Below are 21,015 nucleotides of genomic sequence, written 5' to 3' on the forward strand. Positions count from 1 at the left end.
GCCATGCACACCGTCGCCGTCCTCGCCCTGGAAGGGGTCGTGTCGTTCGACCTCGCCGCCCCGATCGAGGCCTTCACCCGGACCCGGCTGCCCGACGGCCGCCCCGGCTATCAAGTCCGGGTCTGCGCCGAACAACCCGAGGTCGACGCCGGCGCCTTCACCTTGCGCGCTCCCTGGGGGCTGGCCGGACTCGAGGACGCCGACACCATCATGGTGCCCGGCACCGCAAACCCGGCCGCGCCGATTTCGCCCGCCGTCCGGGACGCGCTGCGTACCGCGGCCGCGCACGGCACCCGCATCGCCTCGATCTGCTCGGGCACCTTCCCGCTCGCCGCCACCGGACTGCTCGACGGGCTGCGCGCCACCACGCACTGGATCGCCGCCGCCGAGCTGGCGGCCGCGTATCCGGCGATCGAGGTGGACCCGGATGTGCTCTACGTCGACAACGGCCGGATCCTCACCTCGGCCGGCGCCGCCGCGGCCCTGGACCTGTGCCTGCACATGATCCGCCGCGACTACGGTTCGGCGGTGGCCGCGGACACCGCCCGGCTCTCGGTGATGCCGTTGGAACGCGAAGGCGGACAAGCCCAATTCATCGTCCACGGCTTCGCGCCCACGCCGCGCGGCTCCGACCTCGAGCCGCTGCTGAACTGGCTCGAGACCAACCTCGCGGCCGACGTGACCCTCGACGAGATCGCCGCACGTGCCGGAGTCAGCACCCGCACCCTCCTTCGCCGCTTCCGCGAACACACCGGCACCACGCCCCTGCAGTGGCTGCATCGCGCCCGCATCCGCCGCGCCCAGCATCTGCTGGAATCCACCACCCACTCGGTCGAACGCATCGGCGCCCAGGTCGGATTCGGTTCGCCCACCGCCTTCCGCGAGCGGTTCAAACGCACCACCGGAGTCAGTCCGCACAGCTATCGCCGCAGCTTCAGCTGATCTTCAGCTCACGGTCACTGCCCCGGCAACTCATCGCTCACGCACAGCTCACACCCAGCCTCGGTCCGCATGCTGGCCTTTCAGAGAGGGCCGACGCGCGTCGGCACAGCACCGAACGAGCAGGTGACCGATATGGGAACGTCACATCCGAACCGCCGCGTGGGCCGGACAGCGGCCGGGGTACTCCTGGCCGTCGGCGCCCTCGGCACCACGACGGCGGCGGTCGTCGCATACGCCGACAACCAGTCCGCCGCGACCACCAGCACCAGCATCACCGACAACACCGGCAGCACGAGTACCGGCAGCGCGAGCACCGACCAATCCTCCGGCACCGGGGGCACCGTGCCCCAGTTGAGCCCCGGCCACGGCACCGCGCACGCGCGCTCGAGCGGATCATGACCTCGACACACGCGGTGGAGACCGCCGCAGCCGAATGGGAGCTGTGGAGCACCACCGCTCGCCTCGTCGTCACCGATCCCGCCGCGCTGGCCGGCGCGCGCCGCCTCGTCGACGCCCACCTGGATCGAGTCGACAACGCCTGCAACCGTTTTCGCGCAGATTCCGAAATCAGCATGCTGACGCCCGGCTGCCCGGTCACCGTCAGCGCGTTGTTCGACGAATATCTCGACGCGGCCCTGACCGTCGCTCGCGACACCGACGGCGACGTCGATCCGACGGTCGGCGCCGACCTCGACAACCTCGGCTACGACCGCGATTTCACGCAGATCACCGCCGGGCCCGCGGTCGTCCCGCTGAGCGTCACCCGGCGACCCGACTGGTCGCAGGTGATCCGGTCGCCGCGGTCGGTGACGCTGCCCGCCGGCATGCGGCTCGACTTCGGCGCGACGGCGAAGGCCCTGGCCGCCGACCGGTGTGCGCGCACGGTCGCTGAGGAGCTCGACTGCGGCGTGCTGGTGAGCCTGGGCGGCGACATCGCCACCGCCGGGCCCGCTCCCGACGGGCACTGGCAGGTGCTCGTCCAGGACGATGCGACCCAGCCCGCCGCCCTCGTCCGACTGCCCGCGGGTGCGGCGATCGCCACCTCGAGTACGGTGCGGCGGCGCTGGATTCGCGGGGGACGGCCGCTGCACCACATCCTCGATCCCCGCACCGGATGTGCCGCGGAGCCGGTCTGGCGCACGGTGTCGGTGGCCGCCGACTCCTGCCTCGCGGCCAATGCGGCCGCCACCGCCGCGGTCGTGCGCGGGCGCGCGGCACTGCCGTGGCTGCGTTCCGCCGGGATGCCGGCCCGGCTGGTGGACCGGCACGGGCGAGTCCTCACCCTCGGCGGCTGGCCCGACGAGCCGGAAGGAATTCGATGAATACCTCCGCGTTCGACCAGGCGTTGTGGGCGTTCGGCCGGGCCGGCGGGATCACGGCACTGATTCTGCTGACCGTCGCGGCCGTCGCCGGGATCGCCGCGCGCTCCGGGCGGGCCGTGCTGCTCCCCCGCGCCGGCCTCGCCGAATTCCACCGCGGAGCGGCGCTGTCGGCGACGGCATTCGTCGCCCTGCACGTGCTGGCGATGCTCCTCGATCCGTACGCCCAGTTGCGGCTGCTGACCGTGGTGGTGCCGTTCACCGGCGGCTATCGGCCGCTGTGGGTGGGCTTCGGCACCCTGGCCGTCGACCTGCTGGCCGTGGTCGTGATCACCGCGCTGCTGCGACATCGGCTGGGCCCCACCGTCTTCCGCCTGGCGCACTGGTCGGTGTACGCACTGTGGCCGGTGGCCCTGATCCACACGCTCGGCTCGGGAAGTGACGTCGACCGGATCTGGATGCTCGCCCTCGTCGGCGCGTGCGTTCTCGCCGTCGCCACCGCCGGCGTCTGGCGGTTCAGCCGCGGTTTCACCGAATTCACCACAGTCCCCGAAAGGAGCCGGCGATGACGGCGACACTGACCGGAAATCCCGCGACTCCCCCCGCCCCGGCGGGCACCGACCGGCTGCTGGCGGTCGGCGGCCCCGGCCTTTCCGCGCATGTGGCCTGCTACGGCCCCGCCCGTGCGGTCGGCAGCGAGTTCATCGACGTGGTGGCGGCTGCCGGTCTCACGGGTCGCGGGGGCGCGGGCTTCCCGGTGGCGCGCAAACTCGCGGCGGTAGCCGACGGCCGGGGCGTCGTCGTGGTCGCCAACGGCGCCGAGGGAGAGCCGGCCAGCGACAAGGACGCGGTATTGCTCTGGCGCGCATCGCATCTGGTGCTCGACGGACTGTCCGTGGCGGCCGCCGCCGTGGGGGCGCGGCGATGCCACCTGTACGCACCGGAGCGGCTGCTCGACCCGATTCGGCACGCCCTCGCCGAGCGGCAGTCCACCGGCTACGACACGCGGCGCGTGGATCTCACCCCGTCCGCCGACGGCTTCCTGGCCGGGGAGAAGAGCGCGGTTCTGGAGCGGCTGGCCGGTCGCGCACCGATACCGCGGGACAAGCCGGTCAGCACCTCTCGATCCGGGCTGAACGGCCGCCCGACGCTGGTGCAGAACGTGGAGACGCTCGCGCATCTGGCACTGCTGGCCCGATTCGGCCCCGCCTGGTTCCGCTCTGCCGGAACCCCCGACGAACCCGGCACCATGCTGGTCACCCTGTCCGGCACCACCGCATCCGGTGTCGTGGAGATCCCGCTCGGCACCGGCCTGATCGAATTGATCCAGCGGTTCGGGCGCACCGATCCGGCCCAGGTCCAGGCGGTCCTGATCGGCGGATACCACGGCACCTGGCTGCCGGGCAGCGCACTGGCCGGCGCGGCGATGTCCCGAAACGCCCTGCGCCACCGGCACGCATCGCCCGGCGCCGGCGTCGTGCGCGTACTCCGACACGACGAATGCGGGCTGCGGGTCACCGCGGACATCATCGCGTACCTCGCCGCCCAGAGCGCCGGACAGTGCGGGCCGTGCCGGAACGGATTACCGCAGCTGGCCCGCACCGTCGGCGATCTGGCAGCCCGCGGCCGCACCCGGCCCCAGGAGGTCACTCGCGTCGCCGATCTTGTCGACGGTCGCGGCGCCTGCCACCACCCCGACGGGACCGCGCGCCTGGCACGTTCGGCCCTGGCCGTCTTCGCCGAGGAGATCGACCGCCACCGGCACGGTTCCTGCCTCGCCCGTTCCCAGGGAGCCGCGCTGTGACCGCACCCGATCGCCCCACCTGGCGCCTGCACATCGACTGGACTCGCTGCGACGGCCGCGGCCTGTGCAGCGAACTGCTGCCCCATGCCATCGTCCGCGACGACTGGGGCTTTCCGCTCACCCGCGACCACCGCGATCCGGTCCTCGACAGCGGTTCGGCCGCCGCCGCCCGCGCCGCGGTGAGCCTGTGCCCGCGCCTGGCCCTGTCGCTGCGGCGGATCCGGTGAGCTGCGGCGGATCCGATAACCCGGGGTTGAAGACGACCAGCCCGGGTAAGGGCTCGGTATGGAATTACTGGTGATCGCCGGTTTGGTCGTCCTGGTCGCGGCGGTGGTGCTGTACCGCACGATCCACAATCACCGGTCGGGTCCGACGGAGCCGCCGGACAAAGAGGGCAACCTGCGGTGACGAGGCGCGCGGAACGACAGGAGGCTGGTTCGGTGACATCTCTGTGGCTCGATCGAACGCCCGTCTCGGTCCCGGTGACTCCGGATCCCGGCGGGAAGTACGACGTTGTGGTCGTCGGCGCCGGGCTCACCGGTCTGGTGACCGCGCTGCTCTTCGCGCGCGCCGGGCGCACGGTCGCGGTCCTCGAGGGCCGCACGATCGGCGCGGCCGCGACCGGCAACACCACCGGCAAGCTCAGCTTGCTGCAAGGCACCCACCTCTCGGCGATCACCGCGAAGCATTCGACGGCCACGGTGCGCAAATACGTCGACGCGAATCTGGAGGGCCAGCAATGGCTGCTGCGGTTCTGCGCCGAGAACGATATCGCCACGCAGCGCGCCGACGCGATCACCTACGCCGGTACCGAGGGCGGAACCGACTCGGTGCGCAAGGAATTTCGCGCCTGTGAGCGGGCCGGTCTCGACGTCACGTGGTCCGACGACACCGCCCTGCCGTTCCCCACCTACGGCGCCGTGCGACTGGCGGACCAGGCGCAGTTCGACCCGATGGACGTCCTCGAGGGACTGACCCTGCAGGCCTGCCGGCACGGTGCGACGATCTTCGAACACACCCGCGTGCACGGCGTCCACGGCGATACGGTGTCGACCGACCGCGGCGATATCCGCGCCGGAACCGTCGTGCTGGCCACGGGCACACCGATTCTCGATCGCGGCGGGTACTTCGCGCGACTGGAGCCGCACCGCTCCTACGCGGCCGCGTTCCGGGTGCCCGGCGTTTTCCCGCACGACATGTACCTGTCCGCCGACCAGCCCACGCGGTCGCTGCGGTACGCCCCGCACGACGGGGAGGATCTGCTGCTCGTCGGCGGCAGCGGGCACGTCGTCGGCCGCACCCGCTCGGAGAAGGCGCACGTCGCCGACATGTACACCTGGACGCGCGCCCACTTCCCCGACGCCGAGCTGACCCACCGCTGGTCGGCCCAGGACTATTCGGCCATCGACGAACTGCCCTACGCCGGACCGCTGCTGCCGGGCAGCGATCACATCCTCGTCGCCAGCGGCTACGCGAAATGGGGAATGACCAATGCGGTGGCGGCGGGCCTCGCGCTGGCCGGCACCGTGCTCGGCGGCCATCAGCCGTGGGCGCAGGCGTACCGCACCTGGCGCGGCAGCGAAGTGACCGGGCTGGTGAAGGCCGCGTCGATGAATCTCCAAGTCGCACGGCATCTGACGACCGGCTGGCTGAGCGCGGCCTTCGGCGGTGGCGGCACCCCCGCCGAGGGCGAGGGCAGGGTGGAGCGCCGCGGAATCCGGCCCGCCGGAGTCTGCACCGTCGACGGCACCACTTCGGCCGTCTCACCGATCTGCCCGCACCTGCACGGCATCCTCAACTGGAACGACGCCGAGCGTTCGTGGGATTGTCCGCTGCACGGCTCGCGATTCACCCACGACGGAAAACTGCTGGAGGGACCGGCAACTCACGATCTCGAACAGCTGTGACGGTCCGGCCACAACCTCCCCAAGAGCTACACTAGGGCGTCACGATGGCGAAGTCGGGGTCGGGCGCGTCGAGATATCCGACCAGTTCGATCAGCTTCGACACGTCGCCCTCGACGGTGACCGCGCCGTCGGCGATCAGCTGCCGCATATCCTTCGCACCGAGCAGGGCCGCGTGCAGATCGGCGTCGGACAGGGTGAATGTGGCGTCCGGGGCGGGCATGTCCGTGCTCGCGTCGAAGTGGACGAGGACGCCGTTGCGCAGCTGGGTGCGGTGCACGAGATTCCGGTCGGAGACGTTCCAGTCGATGGTGATGGCGGCCGACCAGGCCTTGGGACCGTCGATCCGCAGCGCGATGGCGTCGAAAAGCTGTTCCACCGTGAGCGCGGCCGCGATGTCGGGTGCGTCCGAGGCGGTCGGTGTACCGACCGATCCGTGGCGCAACTCGTAGGCGCCCATCAGGAAGAAGTTGCGCCAGGTACCGTTCTCCGCGCCGTAGCCGAGTTGTTCGAACGTATCGGCCTGCAGCTCCCGCGCCTCGCGGTTGTCCGGGTCGGCGAAGATCACGTAGTTCAGAACCTGTGCGACCCAACGGAAGTCGCCGACGGCGAACGAGTCGCGCGCCTTCTTCAGCACCTGCTCGGCACCGCCCATATAGGCGACGTGCCGCTTCGCCGATTCGGTCGGCGGATGCTCCCATAGGGTGGCCGGATTACCCTCGAACCATCCCATGTAGCGCTGGTATACCGCCTTCACGTTGTGGCTGACCGAACCGTAGTATCCGCGCGCATGCCAGGCCGCGGCGACGGCCGGGGGCAATTCGAGGGTTTCGGCGATTTCGATACCGATGGCGCCCTTGTTCAGTGCGCGCAATGTCTGGTCGTGCAGATATCCGTACAGATCGCGTTGCAGCGCAAGGAATTCCGTGAGGTTCTCGGTGCCCCAGGTCGGCCAGTGGTGCGAGGCGAACAGCACATCCGCCCGCGCGGCATACCGATTGATCGACTCGGTCAGATATTTCGACCACACATGCGGATCGCGCACCAGGGCTCCGCGCAACGTCAGCAGATTGTGCAAGGTGTGCGTCGCGTTCTCCGCCATACACAGTGCACGCCGGTCGGGAAAATAGAAATTCATCTCCGACGGCGCCTCGGTGCCCGGAGTCATCTGGAACTCGATGCGCACGCCGTCGACGACCTCGGACTGCCCGGTGTGGGTGATGTCGATCGTGGGTGTGATCAGGGTCGGGGTTCCGGTCGAGGTCGTCGGCCCCAAACCGGCGCCGACCGCGCCCTTCGGGCCGCGTCCCAGGGCCGCGCCGTACATATAGGCGGCGCGCCGGCCCATGGCGGTGCCGGCGTAGACGTTCTCCTCGACCGCATGTTCCACGAATCCCGCCGGCGCCAGAATCGGGCAGCGGCCCGCCGCGACATCCTCCGCCGTGGTCACGCCTTTGACGCCGCCGAAGTGATCGATATGCGAATGCGAATAGATCACCCCCGTCACCGGCCGGTCACCACGATGAGTGCGATAGAGCGCGAGTCCCGCGGCGGCGGTTTCCAGCGAGATCAGCGGATCGATCACGATGACACCGGTATCGCCCTCGACCACGGTCATATTCGACAGATCGAGCCCGCGAATCTGATAGATCCCCTCGGTCACCTCGAACAAACCCTGAATGGCGCACAATTTCGACTGTCGCCACAGGCTGGGATGCACCGTGGGCGGGCATTCCGCGTCGAGGAAGGAGTATCCGTCGCTGTCCCACACCACATCGCCCGCCGCATTCTCGACCACTCCGGGTTCCAGCGCCGCGATGAACCCGCGTCGCGCGTCCGCGAAATCCTGATCGTCCCCGAAGGGCAGCGCCCGGGTCGCCTCCTCGTTCTGTGTCCGCACACTGCCGGAAACGTCGCCCTGGCCGCTCATGGCACGCACCCCAATCTGCACGAAGGCTGTGGTTGTGTCGACTCGTCTGCGACCCTCCCAGCGGCGTCGAGAAATCACCTCACCCGAGACGGGTGAGCATGACTGCCGCGGCCGCATCGCCCGATGCACGCACCGGTCCGAGCGGAGATCACCTCCTACGGGTGAAGCCCGCACGCCTCGCACCCGAGATCATCGGCTCGACGGCATGCGGCGCTGCCGCCTCGGCAATCGTGTCACCGACGAGTACCAGGAGGACGCTATGGATAGGACCGCCAAACCTTCCCTGCTGTCACGCATTTCGGCGCGCCAATGGGTGGCGATCGTGCTGGCGGTGCTGGCCGTCATCTTCGTCGTGCAGAACCATCATCGCGTCGACATCAACATCCTCACCGTCACCATCAGCTCGCCGATGTGGCTGGTTCTGCTGATCATGTTCCTCGTCGGCTGGATCGTGGGCCTGCTCACCCGGCGCAGCCGGCGCTGACCGGTCGGAGTCCGCCGATTCCCTTTCCCGGGACGACGGCACCCATCACCGCCAGCACACTGGCCGCCGCGATCACGGTGAACACCACCACCGCGATCACCTGCCGGCCACCGCCGATCCCACTCGTGCCGATGGCCACCCCGGCCGAGATCACGATGCCCAGCACGATCTTGATCCACGCGGTCACCGTCGACGGATGCTCGTCCTCCGTATCCGACATCGTTCCCGACAACAACACGAAGATCGTGGTGACGACGACGATCCCGAGGAGCCAGCCGATCGCGAAGCCGGTCCCGGCCCGCGCGGCATTGGCCGAGAGAACGATCAGGATGGCGGCCACGATCGGGATCGGCGAGAGAGCGACACCGACTGCCAGGGGCAGCAGATCGCCGATGACAGCGCCCATCTGCGCATCACATCTGCGGGCGCCAGGTGGCGACGGCCCAGATGACCACGATGTCGAGGGCGATCACGATCAGCGACCACCACGGATACCAGGGCAACCACAGGAAATTCGCGATGATCGACAGGGCCGCGATGCCGATCGCCGCACCGCGGCCCCACGCGGTTCCGGTCATCAGGCCCAGCGCACACACCACGAGCACGATCCCGAGTCCGATGTGGACCCAGCCCCATGTGGTGAGGTCGACCTTGTAGACGTAATCGGGCCCGGCCGCGAACAGGGTGTCGTCGGCCACGGCCGAAATCCCTTGCAGGATAGACAGAATGCCGACCGTGACGAGCAGGACCGCGGCGCCGATCGAGGTCCCGGCGGCGAAGCCCTGCCGCACGGGGTGGCTGTGGGCCGGCGCCCGGTGCTGCGACGAGGTTGTCATCTCCGACTCCTTCCGAGCAGGGTTGCCGATGACTGTCGCGCAGGTGAACCCGGCTCACCTCACCCGAATCGGATGAAGTGCGAGCTACTTCCCGGTGGCGACCGCGCCACCGTCGTTCTTGTGCCGACCGGCGAGATGGTCGATACCGAGTTTCTCGGCGAACAGATGGCGCTGCACGATCCAGCCCGCCGCCGAGAGCGCGATCCAGGCCAGCGCCGAGAAGATCTGCTCCCAGGTGGAAGCCGGCGCCCGCAGGAACGACAAATGATCGTTCGTGCGGCCGATCCCGCTCAGCACCATGCTCGCGCCGCCGATCGAGGTCAGCCACAGCAGTGCCCGGGCCCGGAATCGGTCGGCGAGGAAACCGCCGGCCACACCGACCGCCAGGATCACGATCATGCTCAGCGCCCAGTTCTTGTCTCCCGGTTGCAGCACCGACGCCAATTTGGCGCCGACCATCGCGCCGGTCAGCCCGCCGATGACATACGACGCGAAACGGAAGATCAGCGAGGTCACCACCCACGAGGAGAGCGCGCCGATCGCTCCGAACAGCAGCAACCACAGGAACGACGGATTGAACAGATCCGCGACCAGCCACCCGATGCCGAATCCGATCGCCAGGATCCCCAGGTGTACCGATCTGATGCCGTAGAAGCAGAGCAGAGCCCCGACGAGCGCAACCACGATGCCGTTCATCACGACCCCTTTCGACCGTGAACCGCGTGCGCGACGGTGCCGCAGCTTCACAGTAACCGCCCAGTTACCGGCGAGCACGGGGAATGTACGAGCGAATTCCGGCACCCGCGGGCCCGCTGCCGGGCCTCGTGCCGCTACAGCATGCGCTCCCGGCCGTAGGTCGCGAATTCGGCCTCCCACGCCTGCTTGTCCGCCGGCGTCATGCGGTCGTACGCGGGTTCGCCGCGGCCGATCCAGCGATAGACGGCATCGTCGGTGCGCCACGCCTGCTCCTGCAGTCGGCGCTTGAGAACCTTGTTGGACCCGGTGACCGGCAAATTCGCCGACACCCGAAGCAGTCGCGGGGTACCCTTCGTGCCGAGATCCCTTTGCGCGGTGAGGAATTCGGCGAATTCGCGCACATCGAACGAATCCGGGTCGGCGACCTCCACTGCGGCCATGACCTGGTCACCGGATCGCGGGTCGGGGACGCCGAACACGGCGGCGGCGACGATCGCGGGATGGCGGCGCAGGACCTGTTCGATCATCAGGGCAGAGGTGTTCTCACCGTCGACGCGAATCCAATCACCCTTGCGGCCCGCGAAATACAGGAATCCCTCGGAATCGATGTAGCCGAGATCTCCGGTCCAGTACCAGCCGTTGCGAATGCGTTCGGCATCGGCGGCGTCGTTCTTGTAATAGCCCTCGAAGGCCAACGCGCCGGCTTTGTCGATCATCTCGCCGATCGCCTCGTCGGGATTGCGGACCCGGCCGTATTCGTCGAGTTCCGCACGCACACATTCGCGCAGCGTATCCGGATTCACCACCGCGACACCGGCATGCGCGGGACGGCCGAGGGCGGCGGGCGGGGCATTCGGATCCAGTGCCGCCAAAGTCGCGCCCTCACTGGAACCGTAGCCCTCGAACAATTCGGCGCCGAACCTGCGCCGGAATTCGGCCTGATCGGCCACCGACGCCTCGGTGCCGAAACCGCGCACCAGACTGTTGTCGCCGTCCTGCGGTGTTTCGGGTGAGACAAGCAGATATCCGAGCGCCTTGCCCACATAGGTGAAGAAGGTCGCGCCGAAATATCGAACATCCGGAAGGAATTGGGAGGCAGAGAATTTCGGTGTGAGACATACCGTCGCGCCGACCGTCAGCGCGGGCGCCCACAACGCCATGATGGCATTGCCGTGAAACAGCGGCATACAGCAGTAGTCGACATCGTCGCGCACATGACCGAATTTGTCCCGCGCCGCGTACGCGATCATGGCCAGGCGGCGCTGACTGCATTTCACCGCTTTCGAGGTTCCGGTGGTGCCGGAGGTGAACAGCAGCAGCATCAGCGCGTCCGGACCGCCCGCGGCCGCCGGTTCGACGCGATGGGCGTCGACGAGCGCGGCATAACCGGGGTCGTCGACCAGCAGATACCGGTCGCCGGGAAGGTCGAGATCCAGTTCGCGCAGTCGCGCCATCCCGGCCGCGTCGGTGACGATCAGCTGGCAATCGACGTATCGGATATCCGAGGCCAGCTGAGCGTCTCCGCGGGTGGGATTCAGGCCGGCGACCGTGGCGCCCGCCAAGGCCGCCGCACCCAGCCAGAACACGAAGTCGGGAACATTGTCCAGCAGGACCCCGATATGGAAGGGCCCGTCGCGGCGCAGTGAGCGCGCCAGCTCCGCTCGGGCGGCCGATTCCCGGACCACCGCGTCCCAGGTCCAATCCCGATCGCGGGTGCGCAGTCCGAGCCGCTCGTCTCCGAGCCGGTCGAGCAGCATGGTCGCGATATCCGTGCGGCGCACGGCCGCGGTCGCATGGGAGAGTTCAGTCATTTCCGTATCGCCTTCCATCAGCCGAGTCTGGCCATTTCACGCCTTCGAGTGCACGAGTTCGATGTATTCGCCCGGCAATTCGCCGAAACTCGGTGTGCGGATCTCGACCGGACCCGAGTGATACGAGTCTTCACCGACGATCCGTCCTTCCGCGTCGACGGGCCACAGCGGTAGCTGCCGGAAGACGACCAGATAGTCGGCCGCGGTGTCGTCGACACAACACCACCTCCAGCAGCGCGGGATCGTCCAGACCCGTCGGCCCCGCCACCGAACCCCGCACCGCCACCACCCGCAGACAGTGCCGCAGCCGATCCACCAGGACCGCGTCGAGGGCGTGCGCGGCGCCGGCCCGCTCCAGCCACACCGCCGGCTCGCCGATCACCTCCGGCGGCGACATCACCGCCGGCAGCGGACGCCCCGCCGCGTCGTAGCGAATCGTGGTGCCGGACGGCCACCTCGCCCCCGCCGGACATTCGGCCAGTAACGCCGCGGCGCGGACCACCGCATCCGCGTTGGCGTCGGATTCGTCGAAACCGTCGAAGTATCGGATCAGCCGCAGCACGGCGTCCGGGTCCGCACCGAGTTCGCGCAGTCTCGGCGCCTCGGCACCCGGCTCGTCCATTCGCCCACCTCCACTCCGGCGAGTCCTCCGCTCAGAATGGCAAGAGTGTGGCGGCTCGCCGGGTCCTTCCGGCGAATCCTCCCGCTGGGTGGGCCTCAGGCGATGGCGCCGTTGGCGAAGAGGACCTGACCGTTGATCCAGCGACCGGGGCCCGCGAGGAAGGCGACCGCTTCGGCGATGTCCTCGGGGGTGCCGAGTCGTTCCAGCGGAGACTGCGCGGCGAGGCGGTCGACGGCCGAAAACCCGTCCGCGAGGAACGAATACACTCACCACGTCCGTGAGCCGATCGATCGACGGGAGTGCCGTGCCGTTCCCCCTGCCCGAGCCGTACGCGCATGGGACGCCCCCAGTCGGAGACGAGCACGACAATCTTCGGCGGACGACGGCCGAACGGCCTTACCCCTCCGTGTCGTGCCTGCGGCATGCGCCGACGACGAATGAGGCCGCGCGACGGGCGATCGTCGGGTCCGGGGTACGGAGGTCGGGCGCGTGAGAGCGGCGTGGGCGCGGATCGCGCTCGAATCGCTTGCCGTGGTCGCGACCCTGGTGGGCGCCGCCGGTGTGGCTCTGCATTTCAATCGAACCGAGTCCCGGTGGCTGGTTCTGGCGGCGTCGGGCGCGCCGTACCTGATGTGTGCCGCACTGCTCGGGGTGGCGCTGTTCGCTGCCGCGAAGCGGTGGGCCGGGGTCGCGGTCGCCATTGCCGTTGTGGGCGTTGCGATCTGGACGCAAGCTCCGCTGTATGTCGGCCACTCTCCAGGCGACCACGGCACGCCGGTGACGGTGATGCAGGCCAATCTGCTGTTCGACGGCGCCGATCCGCAGGCGCTGATCGAGCAGGTGCGCGACCGCAAGGTCGACATCCTCACCGTCGAGGAACTGACTCCGGCCGCGGTGCGCGCCCTCGAGGGCGTGGGCCTGGACCGGTTGCTGCCGCATCGGTATCTGTCGCCCGGGCGGACCGCCACCGGTACCGGGATCTGGAGCGCCTATCCCCTCTCGGACACGGTGGAATACGACGGATTCGTCCTGAACCAGCTCTCCGCGACCGCGACCGTCCCGGGAGCCGGACCGGTCACCGTCTATGCCTTCCATCCGGTGCCCCCGATCTCCGGAACGCACCTGTGGGCCGACGAATTGGTCCGGCTGCGAGCCATTCTCGACCGCTCGCCCGCGGATCGGCCGGTGATCGTCGGCGGCGATTTCAACGCGACCTTCGACCATGCCCAATTCCGCGCGATGCTCTCGGGCCGGTTCAACGACGCGGCCGAACAGGAGGGCGCCGGCCACCTCGTCACCTATCCCACCGACAAGCGCTGGCCACCCCTGGTCGGCATCGACCACATTTTGGTCGCCGACGGCCGCGCGGACACGGTCGACACGTTCCGCCTGTCCGGGGCCGATCACAAGGCGCTCATCGCGCAACTGCGCCTCCGTCCGCACTAGCCCCGATCAGTTCGGGCCGATTGTCGGTACTCGCCGCTATCGTCCGCGTATGCACCCGGCCACCGCAGTCGTCGCGGACATCGTCGCAGCGATCACACCGCTGGACCCCTTGGAGCAGGAACACATCGAGCAGACGCTGTCCTGGCTCGCCGGCACCGACGACATCTTCCGGCGGGAACCTCCCGCCACACCCCCGCAGCACCTGGTGTCGTATGTCGTGGTCGTCGATCCGGATGCCCGCGCCGTGCTGCTCGGCGCGCATCGCAAGTCCGGACTGCACCTGCCGATGGGCGGTCACGTGGACCCGGCCGAAAATCCCTTGCACACAGCGCGACGAGAGGCCGCCGAGGAACTCGGAACGCAGGCCGATTTCACCGTTGTCGGCGAACGCCCCCTGTTTCTGACCATCACCTGGACCGTCGGAGCGCATCCACACCGCGACGTCTCGCTGTGGTACGTGATGCGCGGCGACCGCGAACGCCCCTTCGCACTAGACCCACGAGAATTCGCCGATGGGCGATGGTGGGACATCGATGACGACGCCATCCCCGAATCCGACCCCCACCTGAGCCGGTTCCTCACCAAACTCCGCAGCGCGCTGGCGGCGCGGTAACAGCCCCGGCTGCCCGCGACTACGCACCCGAATCCGCCGACGGGAAACGTTCAGGGCTTGTGTTCTTCGAGGTGCGTCCAGTACCCCGGGGCGAAATACGTGTACTTCGCCGCCGTGTAGACCGCCAGCACTCCCCCCTCGAGGAACTTGAAATTGTCCTCCGGGTCGGGGAAAGACTGTTCTCGGTCCGGCCCACTCGCTGTCGTGTATACGCGGAAAGGCATGACAACCACGGTATCCCTCTCGCAGGGACGGCGGACCGACCTGACCGTCTTCTACACCAACGATTTTCCGAGCGCCTGCCGCCGCCGCATATCCTCGAGGTACCCGTCGAACGGGTAGCTGCGCCAGTGTTCGGGCAGGCGCTTCAGCACCGTTCCGATGGTTCGCATCACGATCTCGAAGGCGCGCTGCCGCCGCGGCCCCCATCCGAGCCCCAGCGCGTCGCGGAACTGCTGGGGAAGGAAGCCGGTGGTGAAGAAGCGATTGACCCGCGCGAAGGCGATTCGCTCGACACGGCCGTACGGCCCCAGGCCGATGACCTGATCCAGCAGATAGCGGCGAACCTCGTCGTCGAACGAGATCTCGCCCAGCTTGGCGTTCCAGTACTCCTCGAAGGCCGCCCGGTCCGGCGGCCACAGCCGTTCCGGCATCTGCAAGGTGGTGCCGAAGCGTGCGGACTCACGGTAGAACTCCTCCGCCAAGTTATCGTCGATTCTTCCGTAGAAGAACCGGGTCGAATCATCGACGCCCCGATAGATACAGGCGGCCACCCAGAGCTGGAGTTGCGGGTCGAAGGCGTTGTAGCGGACCGGGCTGCCGGGACGCGAACGCACCTGCCGATGCGAGGTGTCCACGGCGGCACGGTAGGCGGCACGGTCTTCTTCGGTCCCGAGCATGGCCACCGCCAGATAGGTCAGCGTGGTGCGACCGCGCTTGCGCGGATGCCGCGCGTATTGGCCGCTCTCCACGGTACTTTCGACGACTCCACGGCCGACCGGCGGCACACCGAGTTGCATCACGACATTCGCCGGGCCGCCCAGCAATGCCGCGGGACCGGCCATGTACTGCCGCCGGCGGGCGAGTCCGGCATCCGGCGTCGGGGCCGCGGCGGCGGTTCGGGCGGCTCGATTCATACGTATCACTCCGAGGGTCACTGAGACATTAGACGTCTCATCTTCTCACCTTTCGAAGGTCGACGGCAATGCCCCCGAAACCGGGCCACCCCGCAATATGTGAATGTATATTCTGAATCGATCCGGCGACGCGATACGAAGGGTTCGCCGGCCGAGCTGGGATCGAGGTCTGTGTGGTGCTGTCGAGTTCTGCGAGCGAGCTGGTCCGGTCCGTCGGTGACGCGTTCGCCGCCGCGTCGGTGTTGCGGCGGCGCGGCATGTTCGACCCGTGGCATCCGCTCGATATCGTGCGCACCGCGCGCGACGCCAGGACATACGGCCCCTTCGTCACCGTGCTCGCCCACGCCGCGCGCCGCAATCCGACGGCGCCGGCATTGGTCGACGAACGGGGCACCCTCACCTTCGACGACCTCGACCGGGAATCCAACGCACTCACCCGCGGGCTCGCCGCGCGCGGTTTCGGGCCGGGATCCGTACTCGCCGTACTGTGCCGCGATCACCGCGGCATGGTTCTGAGCCTGCTGGCCGCGGGCAAGCTGGGTGCCCGGGTGGTGCTGCTCAACACCGGGTCCGCGGGCCCGCAACTCGCCGAGGTCGTCACCCGCGAGAAGATCGAGGCTCTGCTCCTGGACAGCGAGTTCGTCGACCGCGCCCGCGCAGTTCCGGCCGGCATCCCCCGGCTGCTCACCTGGGACGACGACGCGACCTCCGCCCTCACCACCATCTACGCGCAGGCCGGGCCGCATTCCACCGACCCCGTACCGGCGCCGCCGCGCCCCGGTGGACTCGTGATTCTCACCAGCGGGACCACCGGAACACCGAAAGGCGCTCCGCGGGAAAAGGTTTCCCCGCTGCAGTCGGCCCAGTTCCTCGACCGGATACCACTGCCGCGCGATGCCACGATGGTGATGGCCGCGCCGATCTTCCACGGGACCGGGCTGTCCCAGTGCACGCTGGGCTGGGCGCTGGGTAATCGAATCGTCTTCCGGCAGCGCAAGTTCGATCCGGTACGCACGCTCGCCGCGGTGGCCGAATACGGCGCCGCGACCCTCGTGCTGGTGCCGACGATGTTGCAGCGCATCGTCGATCTCGACGAGTCGGTGCTGCGGCGGTACGACACGTCGTCGCTCGAGGTGATCTTCGCCGCCGGTTCGTCCATCTCACCGGATCTGAGTCGCCGCACCGCGGACGTCTTCGGCGACGTGCTCTACAACCTGTACGCCTCTACCGAGGTCGCGGTGGCGGCGGTGGCGACACCACGGGATATGCGCGAGGCGCCGGGAACGGTCGGCCGGCCGCCGGTCGGATGCCGGGTCGCGATCTACGACTCCGACCGCAATCCGGTGACCACGCCGGGTGTGGTGGGCACGATTTTCGTCTCCAGCGGCCTCAGCTTCACCGGATATACCGACGGGCAGCACAAGGAGATCGTCGACGGGTTGTTGTGCAGCGGCGACGTCGGGCATTTCGACGCCGACGGCCGGCTGTTCGTCGACGGCCGCGACGACGACATGATCGTCTCCGGCGGTGAGAACGTCTACCCTCTCGAGGTCGAGAACCTGCTGGTGAGCCGGGCCGACGTCGCGGAGGCCGCGGTGGTCGGCGTGGACGACCACGACTTCGGAAAGCGGCTGCGGGCCTTCGTCGTTCGCGCCGGCGGAGCCGACGTGGACGCCGAGCAGATCCGCGACTACGTCAAGGCGAATCTGGCCCGCCACAAGGTTCCGCGCGATGTCGTCTTCGTCGACGAACTGCCGCGCAACGCGACCGGGAAATTGCTGCGGCGGCAGCTGGAATCCGAACGCGTCGCACCCTCCGACTAGTTCGCCGCGAAGAACCGATCCGCCATCGGATACCAGCCGGGGACCGCCGACGCGAGTTCCCCGGCGACACCGAGCAATTGCGCGGCCAGCAACTCGAGCCCGGTATCCCGTCGGGCAAGGGTCGTGGCGAGTCCCACCGGTACGGTTGCGCTCAATTCACGCAGCCGGGTGAATCCGCCGGGATCCGGGTTCGCCGCGCAATACAGCAGGGCGCTGCCCCACCGCTGGCAGAATTCGGCACTGTCCCAAAGGTTTTCGGCAGAACCCACGTCGATGACCACCGTGGGCGGCCCGTCGATCACCCAGCCTCTGCGAGTGACGCGGCCGACCACCGCCACCGACTGCTGCCCACAGACGCGATCGATCACACTTCCCAGCGGCCCGTCCGCACCGACGATCGCCACCGCACCACGATCGGCCGTTTCCCGCATACCCACCTCACCTGCCTATCAGATCCACCAGTTGCCGGCGCAGCCAGGACAGCGCCGTCTCGCCGTCGGGCCCGACGACGTAGAACGGATAGCTCTGGTGGACACCGGAATTCACGAACTCCGCGATCTGGGCCTTGCGCTCGTCCACGGCGTTCGCGTCGAGCTGGCCGGCCAGCAGGCCGAGACCTCCCGCGGCCAGCGCCGAATCGAGAAGATCCCCCGCATCCCGGGAGTACCGGTCGAACATCGCGGGATCGGGATTCGAGATCTCCACGAAGAATCCGGCGATACGGCCGGCGAAATCGCCGTCGGGCATCGCGCAGTACAGATCTCCGGCCGCACAGAACGTGTAGGTCCGCGGACCGAGCAGACCGAATCCGCCAGGGCGCGGGCCGCCCGCGCCGGCCCCGACGACAGGCGGACCGATCAGGGTGTCGGTGGGGGCGCGGCGAGGATCGGAGATCAAGCCCACCAATGCGATTCGGTCGGGCGCCACCACACCGTGGCCGGTGCCGATCTCGGCCGCGAGATCACCCGCGGCATCGGCGCCTTGGCTGTAGCCGACGATCGCGATGCGGGTCGCGGTGCACGACCCTGCCACCGCGGCGACCGCGGCACGGGCTTTGTCGACGGCTTCGCGCTTGGAGCGGCCGTAGACCTCACCCTCCCAGGGAAAGGCGGTCGCGGTGTATGCGATATAGCCGGCCCCGACGTCGCCCGGCAGCGCATCGACACTCGCCGCGAGCATCCCTGTGCGCGGATCGACGTCGGAGGTTTCCCACGTGCCGGGCACGGCCAGCACATACAGGCCGGGGCAACTCGGCGACGCGTGGGCGGGGGCGCCACCGCCGAAGTGCGCCAGGCCACACGTCACCGCCACCAGCCCGGCGGCCGCGAGGGACTTCCAGCGTGTAGACGGAGACAAGGTGACACCTCCGAAGCACTCGGCAGCTTTGCCGCGACCTCCGCGTCCGGTGGCGCGGTGTCGTTGGTGAGAGAATGATAGATAACTTATCACTCCCATCGACCGAGTGTCGCCGGATTCGCACGAATTCGCCCACGTCGAAATCCGGCGTCCGGAAGTTCAGAAGAGCTCCACGACAGTGACATTGATTGCCGGTCGATGAGGCCGCCACACCGAGATCTCACCTTCCGTCATGCACGACAAGAAGGCAATCTCGCGCCCGCGAGCAGATCCAGTAAGAACGAGGAGTAACTTCTGGCCCGCGCCTTGCCTGCGGGCGGTTCCGTCTTGTGCCGTCGAGAACAGTCCGGGGCGTCGGCGCGGGCTCGCGATTCGACAGCCGCCGAACGGGTACGCGCACGGCATGAGTCACCCCGAGAACACCGACGCCGAGCGGGACGACCAGGAAACCCGGGGCAAGCGCACAGTCGATGCGCCGCCGGAGCGCTCCGGCACACTGGCCGGGCCCGGACCCGCCCGCGACCAGAGCGAGGATCCCGACATCTGATTCGGCTCGAGCCCACGTTCCCGGTCGGATATCACCGGGAACGCGGGCTGCCGCCGCTAGTTGTACTCGTAGAACCCGCGACCGGTCTTGCGGCCCAGGCGGCCGGCGTCGACCATGCGGCGCAGCAGCGCCGGGGGTGCGTAGTGCGGCTCGGCGAATTCGCCGTACAGCGATTCGGCGGCGGCGAGCGCGATGTCGAGGCCGACGGTGTCGAGGAGGGTGAGCGGGCCCATCGGGTAGCCGCAGCCGCCCTTCATCGCGGCGTCGATGTCCTCGGCGCTGGCGTAGCCCGACTCCAGCATCCGCACCGCCTGGCACAGGTACGGGATCAGCAGCGCGTTGACGATGAATCCGGAGCGGTCACCGGCCTGCACGGTGGTCTTGTGCAGGGTGTTCTTCGCGTAGTCGGTGACGGCGGCGGCCGTCTCCGGCGAGGTGACCAGCGTCGAGATCACCTCCACCAGCGGCATCACCGGCACCGGGTTGAAGAAGTGCAGGCCGACGACCTGCTCCGGACGCTGCGTGGCTCCGGCCACCTTGATCACCGGGATCGAGGAGGTGTTGGTGGCGAGGATGCCGGCCGGCTTCACGATCTTGTCCAGCTTGCCGAAGATCTCGTACTTCAGCGACTCGATCTCCGGAGCGGCCTCGATGACCAGGTCGCGATCGGCGAACTCCTCGATGTCGAGGGTTACCCGTACCCGGGCGAGCACGGCGTCGGCCTCGTCCTGGGTGATCTTGCCCTTCGTCACTCCCCGCGAGATCGACGATTCGATGCGCTTGTGGGCCGCCTCGGCGAAGTCCGGAGTCGTCTCCAGGACGAGAACCTCGCTCCCGGCCTTCGCGCATACCTCGGCGATTCCCGCACCCATGGTTCCGCCACCGATCACACCGATCAGCTTCACAGTCGTCTCTCCCACCATCTCGGTTTCGAACACTTTCGCGCTCATTATCGCTGTTCGGGTAGTTGGAACAGGTTGCGGGCAAATTCGGGACCCGGCAACCGCTCCGTCACCTGTCACGCCGCGACGGGGAGCGATCGGCGATATCGCTGCTCGATCGGCTCGCCACGCGCCGATTCCGTTCCAGCAGGACGACACCCAGCGCTGCAGCGGTGAAGGCGGCACCGCACCACAACGCGGTGGCCGGGCGACCGGTGTGATCGACGGTCGAACCGGCGGCGACCGGCCCGAGTACCGCACCGATATTGAAGGCGGTGGTCGCCAGCGCGCCGGCGATCCGGGGAGCGGTCGGCGTAGCGGTCTGCACGATCGTCGCGATCAGTGTCGAGCCGACGCCGAACGCGACCGCGCCCGCCACCACCGACATGACCGTCACCCCGATCAGCGTGTGTGCGACCAGCGCGGCCACCACCCAGACTCCGACGAGCAGGACCGTTCCGGCGCGGACGATCCGGCGCCGATGGCGGTCGCTGTAGCGACCGGTGACCGTCACACCGAGGAACGAGCCGGCGCCGAAGACCGGCAACCGGCCCGCGGTCATCGCCATCACCGGCGCTCCCACCACCATTCCGGCGGCGAACAGCGAGGTCAGCAAACCGGCGGCGCCGAGCGAGACGCCGACATCGTCGGCGATCCGCTGCAGCAGTCCCGACACCATGAACTCCGATGTGCCCTGCGCGAACACCGCGACAGCCAGCACGAAAACCACAGGGGGCATGAGGAAGTACTCCAGGAGACTGGGCGCACACGTAGGCGGGCGCCCGGCGAAAGAATCCGGCATCGT

The 21,015-nt window shown here is 68.6% G+C and carries 26 protein-coding genes and 1 pseudogene; 13 read left to right on the forward strand and 14 right to left on the reverse strand.

Going from position 1 to position 21,015, the window contains the following annotated elements; genetic code table 11:
* Positions 1 to 3 precede the first annotated feature (3 nt).
* The 8 genes from NE2_RS23635 to NE2_RS23665 all read left to right on the forward strand — a co-directional run bounded on the left by NE2_RS23635 (position 4) and on the right by NE2_RS23665 (position 5,972).
* Positions 4 to 942 (forward strand): GlxA family transcriptional regulator, encoded by a 939-nt coding sequence (locus NE2_RS23635; RefSeq protein WP_063029517.1) that lies wholly within the window; start codon positions 4 to 6, stop codon positions 940 to 942.
* 132 nt (positions 943 to 1,074) lie between these two features.
* Complete coding sequence (locus tag NE2_RS23640; RefSeq protein WP_146165217.1) at positions 1,075 to 1,341, forward strand: hypothetical protein; 267 nt, start codon at positions 1,075 to 1,077, stop codon at positions 1,339 to 1,341.
* A complete protein-coding gene (locus tag NE2_RS23645; protein WP_063029524.1) occupies positions 1,338 to 2,264 on the forward strand; it encodes an FAD:protein FMN transferase in 927 nt (308 codons plus the stop codon). Before NE2_RS23640 ends, NE2_RS23645 begins: the two co-directional genes overlap by 4 nt.
* The gene (locus NE2_RS23650; protein WP_063029526.1) at positions 2,261 to 2,830 is read left to right on the forward strand and encodes a ferric reductase-like transmembrane domain-containing protein; all 570 of its coding nucleotides are present in this window, start codon (positions 2,261 to 2,263) and stop codon (positions 2,828 to 2,830) included. Before NE2_RS23645 ends, NE2_RS23650 begins: the two co-directional genes overlap by 4 nt.
* Entirely contained in the window at positions 2,827 to 4,065 is a 1,239-nt protein-coding gene (locus tag NE2_RS23655) for an NADH-ubiquinone oxidoreductase-F iron-sulfur binding region domain-containing protein (protein WP_063029528.1), read from the forward strand. Before NE2_RS23650 ends, NE2_RS23655 begins: the two co-directional genes overlap by 4 nt.
* Positions 4,062 to 4,292, forward strand: a complete 231-nt coding sequence (locus tag NE2_RS23660; protein WP_063029530.1) for a ferredoxin — start codon at positions 4,062 to 4,064, stop codon at positions 4,290 to 4,292. Before NE2_RS23655 ends, NE2_RS23660 begins: the two co-directional genes overlap by 4 nt.
* A gap of 58 nt (positions 4,293 to 4,350) precedes the next feature.
* On the forward strand, positions 4,351 to 4,473 hold the full coding sequence (locus NE2_RS37460) for a hypothetical protein (protein WP_255359447.1): 123 nt from the start codon (positions 4,351 to 4,353) through the stop codon (positions 4,471 to 4,473).
* 32 nt (positions 4,474 to 4,505) lie between these two features.
* Positions 4,506 to 5,972, forward strand: a complete 1,467-nt coding sequence (locus NE2_RS23665) for an FAD-dependent oxidoreductase (RefSeq protein ID WP_063029532.1) — start codon at positions 4,506 to 4,508, stop codon at positions 5,970 to 5,972.
* Between the two features lie 31 nt (positions 5,973 to 6,003).
* Here NE2_RS23665 and NE2_RS23670 read toward each other — a convergent pair whose 3' ends face one another.
* The gene (locus NE2_RS23670) at positions 6,004 to 7,899 is read right to left on the reverse strand and encodes an alkyl/aryl-sulfatase (RefSeq protein ID WP_084494277.1); all 1,896 of its coding nucleotides are present in this window, start codon (positions 7,897 to 7,899) and stop codon (positions 6,004 to 6,006) included.
* Positions 7,900 to 8,158: 259 nt separating this feature from the next.
* Here NE2_RS23670 and NE2_RS23675 point away from each other — a divergent pair, with 259 nt between their 5' ends.
* A complete protein-coding gene (locus NE2_RS23675; protein WP_063029604.1) occupies positions 8,159 to 8,383 on the forward strand; it encodes a LapA family protein in 225 nt (74 codons plus the stop codon).
* Here NE2_RS23675 and NE2_RS23680 read toward each other — a convergent pair.
* From NE2_RS23680 to NE2_RS35170, 7 genes and pseudogenes are all read right to left on the reverse strand, one after another.
* Positions 8,361 to 8,789 carry a GAP family protein gene (locus NE2_RS23680; RefSeq protein ID WP_063029534.1) on the reverse strand — a complete coding sequence of 143 codons (429 nt, stop codon included), beginning with the start codon at positions 8,787 to 8,789 and terminating at the stop codon, positions 8,361 to 8,363. The two genes, NE2_RS23675 and NE2_RS23680, sit on opposite strands and share 23 nt — an antisense overlap.
* A gap of 7 nt (positions 8,790 to 8,796) precedes the next feature.
* Entirely contained in the window at positions 8,797 to 9,219 is a 423-nt protein-coding gene (locus NE2_RS23685; protein WP_063029541.1) for a DUF7144 family membrane protein, read from the reverse strand.
* An 84-nt stretch (positions 9,220 to 9,303) separates the two neighbouring features.
* Positions 9,304 to 9,915: a hypothetical protein gene (locus NE2_RS23690; RefSeq protein ID WP_063029543.1), complete on the reverse strand. Its 612-nt coding sequence runs from the start codon at positions 9,913 to 9,915 to the stop codon at positions 9,304 to 9,306.
* Between the two features lie 134 nt (positions 9,916 to 10,049).
* On the reverse strand, positions 10,050 to 11,726 hold the full coding sequence (casI, locus tag NE2_RS23695) for a steroid-22-oyl-CoA synthetase (protein WP_106958481.1): 1,677 nt from the start codon (positions 11,724 to 11,726) through the stop codon (positions 10,050 to 10,052).
* 36 nt (positions 11,727 to 11,762) lie between these two features.
* Positions 11,763 to 11,942, reverse strand: a pseudogene (locus NE2_RS36410) (nuclear transport factor 2 family protein); the annotation flags it as partial.
* Positions 11,857 to 12,348, reverse strand: coding sequence for a hypothetical protein (locus NE2_RS37265; protein ID WP_063029547.1), 492 nt, complete (start codon positions 12,346 to 12,348; stop codon positions 11,857 to 11,859). The pseudogene NE2_RS36410 and the gene NE2_RS37265, both read right to left, overlap by 86 nt.
* A gap of 95 nt (positions 12,349 to 12,443) precedes the next feature.
* The gene (locus NE2_RS35170) at positions 12,444 to 12,614 is read right to left on the reverse strand and encodes an SDR family oxidoreductase (protein ID WP_218018646.1); all 171 of its coding nucleotides are present in this window, start codon (positions 12,612 to 12,614) and stop codon (positions 12,444 to 12,446) included.
* A 223-nt stretch (positions 12,615 to 12,837) separates the two neighbouring features.
* On the opposite strand from NE2_RS35170, the gene NE2_RS23705 reads away from it, so the two are divergent.
* Both NE2_RS23705 and NE2_RS23710 read left to right on the forward strand, forming a co-directional pair.
* Entirely contained in the window at positions 12,838 to 13,794 is a 957-nt protein-coding gene (locus NE2_RS23705) for an endonuclease/exonuclease/phosphatase family protein (protein WP_063909464.1), read from the forward strand.
* Between the two features lie 49 nt (positions 13,795 to 13,843).
* A complete protein-coding gene (locus NE2_RS23710; RefSeq protein ID WP_063029549.1) occupies positions 13,844 to 14,407 on the forward strand; it encodes an NUDIX hydrolase in 564 nt (187 codons plus the stop codon).
* Positions 14,408 to 14,457: 50 nt separating this feature from the next.
* On the opposite strand, the gene NE2_RS23715 is transcribed toward NE2_RS23710, so the two are convergent.
* Both NE2_RS23715 and NE2_RS23720 read right to left on the reverse strand, forming a co-directional pair.
* Positions 14,458 to 14,631, reverse strand: a complete 174-nt coding sequence (locus NE2_RS23715) for a hypothetical protein (protein WP_156055502.1) — start codon at positions 14,629 to 14,631, stop codon at positions 14,458 to 14,460.
* 51 nt (positions 14,632 to 14,682) lie between these two features.
* Positions 14,683 to 15,543, reverse strand: coding sequence for an oxygenase MpaB family protein (locus NE2_RS23720; RefSeq protein WP_084494290.1), 861 nt, complete (start codon positions 15,541 to 15,543; stop codon positions 14,683 to 14,685).
* Positions 15,544 to 15,719: 176 nt separating this feature from the next.
* Here NE2_RS23720 and NE2_RS23725 point away from each other — a divergent pair, with 176 nt between their 5' ends.
* The gene (locus NE2_RS23725; RefSeq protein ID WP_233429864.1) at positions 15,720 to 17,366 is read left to right on the forward strand and encodes an acyl-CoA synthetase; all 1,647 of its coding nucleotides are present in this window, start codon (positions 15,720 to 15,722) and stop codon (positions 17,364 to 17,366) included.
* On the opposite strand, the gene NE2_RS23730 is transcribed toward NE2_RS23725, so the two are convergent.
* Entirely contained in the window at positions 17,363 to 17,797 is a 435-nt protein-coding gene (locus NE2_RS23730) for a hypothetical protein (RefSeq protein ID WP_146100606.1), read from the reverse strand. The two genes, NE2_RS23725 and NE2_RS23730, sit on opposite strands and share 4 nt — an antisense overlap.
* Before the next feature lie 7 nt (positions 17,798 to 17,804).
* On the reverse strand, positions 17,805 to 18,722 hold the full coding sequence (locus NE2_RS23735; RefSeq protein ID WP_228816941.1) for a cutinase family protein: 918 nt from the start codon (positions 18,720 to 18,722) through the stop codon (positions 17,805 to 17,807).
* Positions 18,723 to 19,125: 403 nt separating this feature from the next.
* Here NE2_RS23735 and NE2_RS35910 point away from each other — a divergent pair, with 403 nt between their 5' ends.
* On the forward strand, positions 19,126 to 19,269 hold the full coding sequence (locus NE2_RS35910) for a hypothetical protein (RefSeq protein ID WP_157110964.1): 144 nt from the start codon (positions 19,126 to 19,128) through the stop codon (positions 19,267 to 19,269).
* A gap of 56 nt (positions 19,270 to 19,325) precedes the next feature.
* Here NE2_RS35910 and NE2_RS23740 read toward each other — a convergent pair whose 3' ends face one another.
* Together NE2_RS23740 and NE2_RS23745 are read right to left on the reverse strand one after the other, a co-directional pair.
* Positions 19,326 to 20,174: a 3-hydroxybutyryl-CoA dehydrogenase gene (locus tag NE2_RS23740; protein ID WP_030513758.1), complete on the reverse strand. Its 849-nt coding sequence runs from the start codon at positions 20,172 to 20,174 to the stop codon at positions 19,326 to 19,328.
* A 106-nt stretch (positions 20,175 to 20,280) separates the two neighbouring features.
* Positions 20,281 to 20,949: an MFS transporter gene (locus NE2_RS23745; RefSeq protein ID WP_084494280.1), complete on the reverse strand. Its 669-nt coding sequence runs from the start codon at positions 20,947 to 20,949 to the stop codon at positions 20,281 to 20,283.
* Positions 20,950 to 21,015 lie beyond the last annotated feature (66 nt).

Origin of the sequence: Nocardia elegans NBRC 108235 (genome assembly GCF_001612845.1) — a bacterium.
GTDB classification, from domain to species: domain Bacteria; phylum Actinomycetota; class Actinomycetes; order Mycobacteriales; family Mycobacteriaceae; genus Nocardia; species Nocardia nova.

Excerpts from the sequence above, each read along its gene's own strand:
- NE2_RS23680 (WP_063029534.1), bottom strand. The coding sequence starts at position 8,789 with ATGGGCGCTGTCATCGGCGATCTGCTGCCCCTGGCAGTCGGTGTCGCT.
- NE2_RS23690 (WP_063029543.1), bottom strand. The coding sequence starts at position 9,915 with ATGAACGGCATCGTGGTTGCGCTCGTCGGGGCTCTGCTCTGCTTCTAC.
- casI (WP_106958481.1), bottom strand. The coding sequence starts at position 11,726 with ATGACTGAACTCTCCCATGCGACCGCGGCCGTGCGCCGCACGGATATC.
- NE2_RS23670 (WP_084494277.1), bottom strand. The coding sequence starts at position 7,899 with ATGAGCGGCCAGGGCGACGTTTCCGGCAGTGTGCGGACACAGAACGAG.
- NE2_RS23675 (WP_063029604.1), top strand. The coding sequence starts at position 8,159 with ATGGATAGGACCGCCAAACCTTCCCTGCTGTCACGCATTTCGGCGCGC.
- NE2_RS23650 (WP_063029526.1), top strand. The coding sequence starts at position 2,261 with ATGAATACCTCCGCGTTCGACCAGGCGTTGTGGGCGTTCGGCCGGGCC.
- NE2_RS23730 (WP_146100606.1), bottom strand. The coding sequence starts at position 17,797 with ATGCGGGAAACGGCCGATCGTGGTGCGGTGGCGATCGTCGGTGCGGAC.
- NE2_RS35910 (WP_157110964.1), top strand. The coding sequence starts at position 19,126 with ATGAGTCACCCCGAGAACACCGACGCCGAGCGGGACGACCAGGAAACC.
- NE2_RS23715 (WP_156055502.1), bottom strand. The coding sequence starts at position 14,631 with ATGCCTTTCCGCGTATACACGACAGCGAGTGGGCCGGACCGAGAACAG.
- NE2_RS23635 (WP_063029517.1), top strand. The coding sequence starts at position 4 with ATGCACACCGTCGCCGTCCTCGCCCTGGAAGGGGTCGTGTCGTTCGAC.
- NE2_RS23745 (WP_084494280.1), bottom strand. The coding sequence starts at position 20,949 with ATGCCCCCTGTGGTTTTCGTGCTGGCTGTCGCGGTGTTCGCGCAGGGC.
- NE2_RS23645 (WP_063029524.1), top strand. The coding sequence starts at position 1,338 with ATGACCTCGACACACGCGGTGGAGACCGCCGCAGCCGAATGGGAGCTG.
- NE2_RS37460 (WP_255359447.1), top strand. The coding sequence starts at position 4,351 with ATGGAATTACTGGTGATCGCCGGTTTGGTCGTCCTGGTCGCGGCGGTG.
- NE2_RS23685 (WP_063029541.1), bottom strand. The coding sequence starts at position 9,219 with ATGACAACCTCGTCGCAGCACCGGGCGCCGGCCCACAGCCACCCCGTG.
- NE2_RS37265 (WP_063029547.1), bottom strand. The coding sequence starts at position 12,348 with ATGGACGAGCCGGGTGCCGAGGCGCCGAGACTGCGCGAACTCGGTGCG.
- NE2_RS23655 (WP_063029528.1), top strand. The coding sequence starts at position 2,827 with ATGACGGCGACACTGACCGGAAATCCCGCGACTCCCCCCGCCCCGGCG.
- NE2_RS23720 (WP_084494290.1), bottom strand. The coding sequence starts at position 15,543 with ATGAATCGAGCCGCCCGAACCGCCGCCGCGGCCCCGACGCCGGATGCC.
- NE2_RS23640 (WP_146165217.1), top strand. The coding sequence starts at position 1,075 with ATGGGAACGTCACATCCGAACCGCCGCGTGGGCCGGACAGCGGCCGGG.
- NE2_RS23710 (WP_063029549.1), top strand. The coding sequence starts at position 13,844 with ATGCACCCGGCCACCGCAGTCGTCGCGGACATCGTCGCAGCGATCACA.